Origin of the sequence: Streptomyces sp. NPDC059037 (assembly GCF_042740015.1) — a bacterium.
Classification (GTDB): domain Bacteria; phylum Actinomycetota; class Actinomycetes; order Streptomycetales; family Streptomycetaceae; genus Streptomyces.
Window position 1 is genome coordinate 45,239 of record NZ_JBHYIG010000019.1, and the last position, 9,029, is coordinate 54,267.

The 9,029-nt window shown below is 69.5% G+C and carries 7 protein-coding genes; 6 read left to right on the plus strand and 1 reads right to left on the minus strand.

What is annotated here, in order from left to right:
* Positions 1-130 precede the first annotated feature (130 nt).
* On the minus strand, positions 131-2,884 hold the full coding sequence (locus ACFWY6_RS06825) for a penicillin acylase family protein (protein ID WP_384687128.1): 2,754 nt from the start codon (positions 2,882-2,884) through the stop codon (positions 131-133).
* A 213-nt stretch (positions 2,885-3,097) separates the two neighbouring features.
* Between ACFWY6_RS06825 and ACFWY6_RS06830 the strand changes: the two genes are divergently transcribed.
* The 6 genes from ACFWY6_RS06830 (at position 3,098) to mscL (ending at position 8,887) form a co-directional block, all read left to right on the plus strand.
* Complete coding sequence (locus ACFWY6_RS06830) at positions 3,098-4,618, plus strand: potassium/proton antiporter (protein WP_384687145.1); 1,521 nt, start codon at positions 3,098-3,100, stop codon at positions 4,616-4,618.
* A gap of 267 nt (positions 4,619-4,885) precedes the next feature.
* A complete protein-coding gene (locus ACFWY6_RS06835) occupies positions 4,886-6,151 on the plus strand; it encodes an MFS transporter (protein ID WP_384687129.1) in 1,266 nt (421 codons plus the stop codon).
* Positions 6,152-6,218: 67 nt separating this feature from the next.
* The gene (locus ACFWY6_RS06840; protein ID WP_384687132.1) at positions 6,219-6,563 is read left to right on the plus strand and encodes an FmdB family zinc ribbon protein; all 345 of its coding nucleotides are present in this window, start codon (positions 6,219-6,221) and stop codon (positions 6,561-6,563) included.
* A gap of 84 nt (positions 6,564-6,647) precedes the next feature.
* Positions 6,648-7,499, plus strand: a complete 852-nt coding sequence (locus ACFWY6_RS06845) for an S-methyl-5'-thioadenosine phosphorylase (RefSeq protein WP_384687134.1) — start codon at positions 6,648-6,650, stop codon at positions 7,497-7,499.
* Positions 7,500-7,669: 170 nt separating this feature from the next.
* Positions 7,670-8,272 (plus strand): hypothetical protein, encoded by a 603-nt coding sequence (locus ACFWY6_RS06850; protein WP_384687136.1) that lies wholly within the window; start codon positions 7,670-7,672, stop codon positions 8,270-8,272.
* A gap of 138 nt (positions 8,273-8,410) precedes the next feature.
* Positions 8,411-8,887 carry a large conductance mechanosensitive channel protein MscL gene (mscL, locus tag ACFWY6_RS06855; protein WP_384687138.1) on the plus strand — a complete coding sequence of 159 codons (477 nt, stop codon included), beginning with the start codon at positions 8,411-8,413 and terminating at the stop codon, positions 8,885-8,887.
* Positions 8,888-9,029: the final 142 nt, after the last annotated feature.

Sequence of the window (9,029 nt, forward strand, 5' to 3'; positions counted from 1 at the left end):
GGGGGGGGGTTTGTGTTTTACCCCCCCCCGCCGGGGGGGGGGGGCTCCGGCTGTTGGGCCCCCCCCCCCCCGGCGGTGGGGGCCCCCCCCCCGGGCGGGGGGGGGGCCCCTTGCCGGTGTTCCGTACGGCTCAGGGCCGCAGCCCCAGAGTGTCGCTCGTGCTGTTCTTGACGGCCTTCTCCGAGAAGGACCACGGCAGCAGTTCGCCCTTGACCCACTTGGTGGTCTGGTCGGTGTAGTGCGCGTTGTAGGCGTGGCCCGAAGCGCCGGTGAGGTTGATCCACTTGGACTTGTCGAGGTCCTTCAGGTTCACCACCATCCGCATCGACGGCACCCACTGCACGCCGTAGCCGCCCGCCGCGTTCCAGCCGGTGGCGTTGACCGCCGCCTCGCCGCCGCCCAGCTTGAACGGGCCGCGGTTGAGCATGAACTGGAGCCAGCCGGGCCCGTCGACGCCCAGGGTCTGGTTCTTCAGGGTCAGCCGGTGCAGGCGGCCCCAGCTCCAGGTGTCGATGTCCTTGCCCAGCTTGGCCGTCAGGTCCCAGCGTGCGTCCTCCATGGCCCGCGAGAACAGCTGGTCGCGGGTCTTGGTCTCGGCGTCGGTACGCGTCCCCGGCGACTTCCACCAGTCGTTGTCCTCGTCGTCGAGGATCGACCGGATCACTTCGTAGTAGCGGTCGCCGCCGTCGGGCTGTGCCGACTCGGAGTCGCGCTGGCCGCACTCGCGCACCGGCTCGGCCTCGTCGGCGGGGCCCGTGTTGCCGGCCGGTTCGACGTTCAGGCACTGGCCCTTGACCCGCAGCTCCTTGGGGAGCTTGTTGCCGATGGACAGCTTGAGGATGTTGCGCCAGACCGAGTTGAAGTACGCCGCGGCCGCCGAATCGGCGTCCTGGGTGTAGTCCCAGCCCTCGAGGAGCTTCTGCGCCTCACGGACGTACGGGTCCTTGATGTCGATCTTGAGCAGCTTGGGCACCAGCAGCTTGGCGATCTCGCTGCTGTTGTCCATCTGCATCGTGCGCATGTCCTCGGTGGAGATCTTTCCACCGTTCTTGATCTTCGTCTGGATGAGGTCGGTGATGCGCTGGCTGCGCGCCCCGTAGCCCCAGTCCGACGTGAGCTTGTACGGGTACTTGTCCTCGTCGATGACGGCCTGGTTGGCGGTCACGATGTAGCCGCGCTTCGGGTCGTACTCGTAGGGCAGCGCGGACTGCGGGATGTAGCCGGTCCAGCGGTAGTCGGAGTCCCAGCCGGGCGCCGGGAGCGCGCCGTCGCCCTTGCCGCGGACCGGGATCTTGCCCGGCGCCTGGTAGCCGATGTGGCCCTTGGTGTCCGCGTAGATCAGGTTCTGGGAGGGCACTTCAAAAGAAGCGGCCGCCTTGCGGAAGTCCGAGAAGTCCTTGGCCTTGTTGAGCCCGAAGACGGCGTCCATCGACTTGCCCGGCTGGAGCGCCGTCCAGCGCAGCGAGACTCCGTAGCCGTCGCCCCGGTCGGGGGCCGCGCTGTCGACGGTGGCCTTCTTGCCGACCTTCACGAGCTCGTCGTCGCGGTCGGACAGGAGCGGGCCGTTGTCGGTCTCGCGGACGGTGATCTTCTTGGACTTTCCGCCCGCGACCTTGATGGTCTCCACGCGGCTCTTGAAGGGCACGACCTTGCCGTCGTACTCGTAGCCGTCGCCGGCGAACTTCTCCAGGTAGAGGTCCGTGACGTCGGCGCCCAGGTTCGTCATGCCCCAGGCGATGTCCTGGTTGTGGCCGATGACCACGCCGGGCATCCCGGAGAACGTGTAGCCGGAGACGTCGTACTGGCAGTCCTTGGAGACCGTCCGGCAGTGCAGGCCCATCTGGTACCAGACGGACGGCAGCTGCGGCGAGAGGTGCGGGTCGTTGGCGAGCAGCGGCTTCCCGGTGATGGTGTGGTCTCCGGAGACCACCCAGGAGTTGGAGCCGATGCCGTTGCCGTTCGGGCCGAGGCCCGCGTCCGGGATCTTGTCCAGGACGTCGGAGAGGCCGGAGAGCTGCGACTGCAGGCCGTCGGGGGCCTCCGTGTTGCCCGCGAGGCCCGTGCCCGCGGCGCCGCCGGTGCCCGACTGGCTGCCCGCGGCGCCCTTGCCCTCGTACTTCTTGGTGACGCTGTTGTAGGCGCCCTCCTGGACGATCGGCTTGTTCCGGTCGTACGGGTACTCCGGGTACAGGCTCTTGATCTGCGACGGGCCGAGGCGGCTGGTCATCAGGGAGCGGTCGATCTCGTCCTGCATGTTGCCGCGCAGGTCCCAGGCCATGGCCTTGAGCCAGGCCACGGAGTCGACGGGCGTCCACTCCTGGGGCTTGTAGTCGTTGGTGAAGCCAAGGGCGGCGTACTCCAGGGAGATGTCCTTGCCGTCCTTGCCCTTCAGGTAGGCGTTGACTCCCTTGGCGTACGCCTGGAGGTACTTCTTCGTCTCCGGCGAGAGCTTGGAGTCGTACTCCTTCTGCGCCACCCGGTGCCAGCCGAGCGTCCGCAGGAACTCATCGGTCTTGACCTGGCCCTTTCCGAACATCTCGGAGAGCCGACCGGAGGTCATATGGCGGCGGACGTCCATCTCCCAGAAGCGGTCCTGCGCCTGGACGAAGCCCTGGGCCATGAACAGGTCGGCGTCGGACTCGGCGTAGATCTGCGGGATTCCGTTGCCGTCCCGCTTCACGTCGACGGGACCGGAGAGGCCGTCGAGCTCGATCGTTCCCTTGGTCTGCGGGAAGGAGGCTCGCACGGTACTGATGCTCCAGTACGCGCCGTAACCGATGCCCCCCACGATGGCCAGGACCAGGACGATCACGATGAGTCGGGCTCGGCGCCCCTTCTTCTTGCCGGACTTATGACCGGAAGAGGCGGTGGTATTCGAGGGCATCGCTGTCCTTGCTGTCCTTACGCGAGCGGCAGTGCCGGCTGGGCGGTGGTGGGAGCGCTGGAGCAACCATAGGCGCAGGGCACTACGGCCTCGGACGCGGAGTCAGGAACCTACATCGCGACGCATCGGATAGGTGTTCGAGAGCATCAAGGAAGCGTTAACAATTAGGTAAGGTAACGAAGTACTTGACGTGCACGGAGGAAGGAACGGCCCCTGACTGTCCACGATCTCAACCAGCTTCTGCTCATCTGCTCGCTCGTCCTGCTCGTCGCGGTCGCGGCGGTCCGGATCTCGTCGCGCAGTGGGCTCCCCAGCCTGCTCCTCTACCTCGGCATCGGCGTTGCGATCGGCCAGGACGGCATCGGCAACGTCACCTTCAACAATGCCGAGTTGACGCAGGTCATCGGCTATGCGGCGCTGGTCGTGATCCTCGCCGAGGGCGGTCTGGGCACGAAGTGGAAAGAGATCAAGCCGGCCCTTCCGGCGGCCGCAGCGCTGTCGCTGGCGGGCGTCGCGGTGAGCGTCGGCGTGACGGCCGCGGCCGCTCACTATCTGGTCGGCCTCGACTGGCGGCAGGCGCTCATCATCGGTGCGGTGGTCTCCTCGACGGACGCGGCCGCGGTCTTCTCCGTGCTGCGGAAGGTGCCGCTGCCCTCACGCGTGACGGGCATCCTGGAAGCGGAGTCGGGGTTCAACGACGCCCCCGTGGTGATCCTGGTCGTGGCCTTCTCCACGGCGGGCCCCGTGCACCACTGGTACGTCCTCATCGGCGAGATCGCCCTGGAGCTGGCGATCGGCGCCGCGGTCGGCATCGCGGTGGGCTGGCTCGGCGCCTACGGCCTGCGGCACGTGGCGCTGCCCGCGTCCGGCCTCTACCCCATCGCCGTCCTCGCCATCGCGGTCACGGCGTACGCGGCCGGCGCCATGGCGCACGGCAGTGGATTCCTCGCCGTCTACCTCGCCTCGATGGTCCTCGGCAACGCCAAGCTGCCGCACTGGCCGGCCACCCGCGGCTTCGCCGAAGGGCTCGGCTGGATCGCCCAGATCGGCATGTTCGTCCTGCTCGGCCTGCTGGTCACCCCGCACGACCTGATCGACGACACCTGGCCCGCGATCGTCATCGGCCTGGTCCTGACCGTGGTGGCCAGACCGCTGGAAGTCGTGATCAGCCTGCTGCCGTTCCGCATGCCCTGGCAGGAGAAGGCCCTGATCTCCTGGGCGGGCCTGCGCGGCGCCGTGCCCATCATCCTGGCCACCATCCCCATGGTGAACGGCGTCGACGACAGCCAGCGGATCTTCAACATCGTCTTCGTCCTGGTCGTCGTCTACACCCTCATCCAGGGTCCTACGCTGCCGTGGCTGGCCAAGAAGCTGCGCCTGGGCGACTCCACGGGCGCCGCCGACCTGGGCATCGAATCGGCGCCCCTGGAGCGCCTGCGCGGGCATCTGCTCTCGGTGGCGATCCCCAAGGGCTCACGGATGCACGGCGTCGAGGTGGCCGAGCTCCGGCTGCCGGCCGGGGCCGCGGTCACGCTGGTCGTACGGGACGGCGAATCCTTTGTGCCGCTGCCCACGACCGTGCTGCGCCGCTGGGACGAGCTCCTGGTGGTGGCCACCGACCCGGTGCGCGACGCCGCCGAGCAGCGGCTGCGCGCGGTCGGACAGGGCGGAAAACTGGCCGGCTGGCTGGGAACGAGCGACCAGGAACCCGACGGTCGGGGCAATCGCAGGTGACGGGCGCCTCATTCTCCGTATTCGCAGGCTTGATACGCCTGTTCCCTGTACGATGAAGGCGCACATGATCTGAAGCGATCGATCATGTCTGAACCAACTGATCGAACCAACTCTGTCTGACGCAGAGCTGGCGCCGACCGTATGGCGGCCGCGTGTCCTCGCAGTGGGCAACCGGTATCTACCGCAGTTCCGCGCAAGAGGACAGCTCTCGGCGCCGTCGCCCTGAAAAAGGGGGCCGCGCTACCAGGCGGCAGAAAGGCACGGGCCGTGGCATCCACGGTCACCTCCCGCCCCGGATACGGACAGCTGCTGCGCACCCGCGGCGCCTGGACGTTTCTCCTGCCCGGCTTCGCGGCACGCCAGCCCTTCGCGATGCTGACCATCTCCATCGTCCTGCTGGTGCAGCACACCACCGGCTCCTACGGCGCCGCGGGCGCCGTCTCGGCCGTCACCGGCGTCTCCATGGCGGTGTTCGCCCCCTTCAGCGGCAAGCTCGCCGACCGGTTCGGCCAGCGGGCCGTACTGGTGCCCGGCGTGCTCATCCACACCGTGTCGGTGCTCTCCCTGACGCTGCTCGCACTGTCGGACGCCCCCTTGTGGGCCCTGTTCGTCGCGGCGGTGCCCACCGGCGCCTCCACGCCGCAGATCGGCCCCATGGTGCGGGCCCGCTGGGGCGTCAGGCTGCAGGACTCCCCGCTCGCCAGCACGGCGGCCGCCTTCGAGTCCGTCACGGACGAGCTGACGTTCGTCCTCGGCCCGCTCTTCGCCACCGCGCTGTGCACCACCATCGACCCGTCGGCGGGACTCTTCGCGGAGGCCGGCCTCACCCTGGTCGGCGGCCTGCTGTTCGCGGCACAGAAGAGCACCCAGCCCAAGCCCGCCCCGCGTGACGAGCACGCGCGCGTGGAGCACGTCTCCGCACTGCGCGTCCCCGGAGTACGGGTCCTGATCGTCACCTTCCTGGGCATCGGCGCCGTCTTCGGCGGCATGCAGGTCTCCCTTGCCGCCTTCTCCGAGTCGATCGGCGAGCCCGGCCTGAACGGTGTCCTGTACGGCACCTTCGCGGCGGGCAACATGCTCTCCGGCCTGGCCTGCGGTGCCATCGCCTGGAAGATCGCCCCGCAGCGGCGCCTCGTCGTCGCGTACGCGGCGCTGACGCTGATGGCCTCCGGGCTCTGGGCCATGCACTCCGTGGTGCTGCTCGCCGGGCTCGGTCTCCTGGTGGGTGTCTGCATCGCTCCGGCGCTGATCACCGGCTACACGCTGGTGGACAAGCTGGTGGCGCCGACCGGCCGCACCGAGGCCTTCACCTGGCTGACGGGCGCCGTCGCGCTCGGCCAGGCGGCCGCCGTCACGGTGGCCGGACAGCTGGAGGACCGCCTGTGGGACGGCGCCGGATTCCTGGTGCCGCTGGGCGGTACGGCACTGGCTCTGGTGGTGCTGCTCGCCCTGCGTTCGCGGCTCGCACCCCGGTCCGTCGGACGGACGGTGGCGCGTGGCGTCGGTCACCGCGAGCCGGTCACGGTGGACTGATCTCGCGGAATACGTCACTATGGACCGTCGTTAGCACTCATCGAGTGAGAGTGCCAGGAGGAAGCAAGTGCCGACGTACCAGTACCAGTGCACCGAGTGCGGCGAGGGCCTCGAGGCGGTGCAGAAGTTCACCGATGACGCCCTGACCGTGTGCCCCAGCTGCGACGGACGCCTCAAGAAGGTGTTCTCGGCCGTCGGCATCGTCTTCAAGGGCTCCGGCTTCTACCGCAACGACAGCCGCGGCTCCTCGTCGAGCAGCACGCCGTCGTCGACGCCGGCGTCGAAGTCGTCGGACTCCAAGTCCGCGTCGACCGCTTCGTCGTCTTCTTCGTCCTCCTCGTCGGACTCCAAGTCGTCCGGCTCCGCGTCGACCTCGTCCTCGGGGTCGTCCGCCGGCTCGTCGGCCGCCTAAGCCCACCACGCCTTTCTGCCAGGTCCCCGCCTTATTCCGCCGGCGGGGACCTCGGCGTACCACCGCCCGGCTACTGTGCTGGACATGGCGAACACGGCGAACGCGACGCGGGCCGACATCGGTGTCATCGGCGGCTCGGGCTTCTACTCCTTCCTCGACAACGTGACCGAACTCCAGGTCGACACCCCCTACGGGGCGCCGAGCGACTCCCTCTTCCTCGGCGAGATCGCCGGGCGGCGGGTCGCCTTCCTGCCCCGGCACGGCCGCGGGCACCATCTGCCGCCGCACCGCATCAACTACCGCGCCAATCTCTGGGCGTTGCGCTCCGTGGGCGTACGGCAGGTCCTCGGGCCGTGTGCGGTGGGCGGGCTCCGTCCCGAGTTCGGGCCCGGGACGCTGCTGGTGCCCGACCAGCTCGTGGACCGCACGAAGGCCCGTACGCAGACATTCTTCGACGGGGTCCCGCTCGCAGACGGCACCATTCCGAACGTGGTGCACGTTTCGCTGGCCGACCCGTACTGCCCGGCCGGGCGCAGCGCCGCGCTGAAGGCGGCGCGCGGCCGTGACTGGGAGCCGGTGGACGGCGGGGCGCTGGTGGTGATCGAGGGACCGCGGTTCTCGACCCGTGCGGAGTCGCGCTGGCACGCGGCGCAGGGCTGGTCCGTGGTGGGCATGACCGGGCATCCCGAGGCCGTGCTCGCCCGTGAACTGGAGCTCTGCTACACGTCGTTGACGCTGGTCACGGATCTCGACGCGGGGGCGGAGAGCGGCGAGGGCGTCTCGCACGACGAGGTCCTGCAGGTGTTCGCGGCGAACGTGGACCGGCTGCGGTCGGTGCTTTTCGACGCGGTGGCGGGGCTGCCGGCGGAGGGCGAGCGGGACCGCTTGTGTGCGGGGGCGCTGGGCGGGATGGACCCGGGGATCCGGCTGCCTTGAGGGGGCTCGGGGGCGGACTGGTGGACGCCCTCATGGGGCGGAACTTCCCCTTCGGGTGAGGGAGTTGTCCACAACCGGCGAGTAGTACACGGGGCTCAGCGGGATTCGGCGCGGGCCTGCATCGTGAGAGCGGAAGCCAAGCTCATCTCTCGTCGCAGGCGGTGCTCGTCGTGATCCCAGTCCGTTCGCAGTCCCAGTTCCCGTCTCACTCGCAGCCGCAGTCCCATTCCTCGTCTTCTCCGTCGCAGCCCGAGCTCCCGGTCCACCGGCCGGCCGACGGCTGCCAGGTGCCGCACTTCGCTCCCGTTCGGGTACGCGGCGGGCGGCACCGACTGCGACGGCTGCTGCGGCACAGACGGCGGGCCATGGCCGCGGGTCTTGCGATGACCGCCGCCGCGCTCGTGGCCGCCGGGCCTCGGGACGCCGAGCGGGTGCGGCCGCAGGGTCAGCCGTCCGCTGCTGCCGCGCCCTCGCGCGAACGGGCCGCTGCTCTGGTGACGGCTCCCGTGCGGATCGCGGACGCGGCGACGGTGCGGCTGCTGCACCGCGGAGACCGGGTCGACGTCGTCGCCGCCGACGGCTCGACGGCGGGCGGCGGTGCACCGCGAGTGGTGGCGGCCGGCGCCAGGGTGGCCGAGGTGCCCGAGCCGGACGACGGGGCCGAAAGCGCCGCGGAGGGCGGGGCGTTGGTGGTGCTCTCCGTACCGCGGGCGACGGCCGCGCGGCTCGCCGGCGCGGGTGCGAGTGCGCGCCTGGCGGTGACGTTGTGCTGATTCATGGCGTGTGCAACTGCACTGGCATGCGGTCACGTCGCTCATTCGAGGCGTGCGATTGGACAGGCCCGCCAGGAGCTGCCGTAGGTTGCGAAGCTGTCTGTTTTACAACCTGCATGTGCAACGAAAGGCCTCGTGGTGAGCGAGAAGAAGGAACCGGGTCTCTGGGAGGGCTTCAAGGCCTTCCTGATGCGCGGCAACGTCGTCGACCTGGCGGTCGCGGTGGTCATCGGCGCCGCGTTCACGAACATCGTGAACTCGGTGGTGAAGGGCGTCATCAACCCGCTGGTCGGTGCCTTCGGGACGAAGGATCTCGACCACTACAGCTCGTGCCTGAAGTCCCCGTGCGTCATGAAGGCGGACGGGACAGTCGAGAGCGGCATCCCGATCATGTGGGGATCCGTGCTCAGCGCGACCCTCAGCTTCGTGATCACCGCGGCCGTCGTCTACTTCCTGATGGTCCTGCCCATGGCCAAGTACCTGGCCAAGCAGGCGGCGCGGAAGGCTGCCAAGGAAGGCGCGCAGGAGGTCGTCGAACTGTCCGAGCTGGAGGTTCTGAAGGAGATCCGCGACGCCCTGGTGGCGCAGCGCGGCTCTGGCCACAGCGAGCCCTAGCGAGGGCTCAGAGGTGGTGGGGCGGCTTCTCGTCGAGGAAGCGCGCCAGGGGGGGGGGCGGGGGCGCCGCCCCCCCGAGGGCGCCGGCCCCCCCCCCCGGCGGGGGGGGCGGAATAGAGTGGGGGCGGGGGGGGGGGGTCTA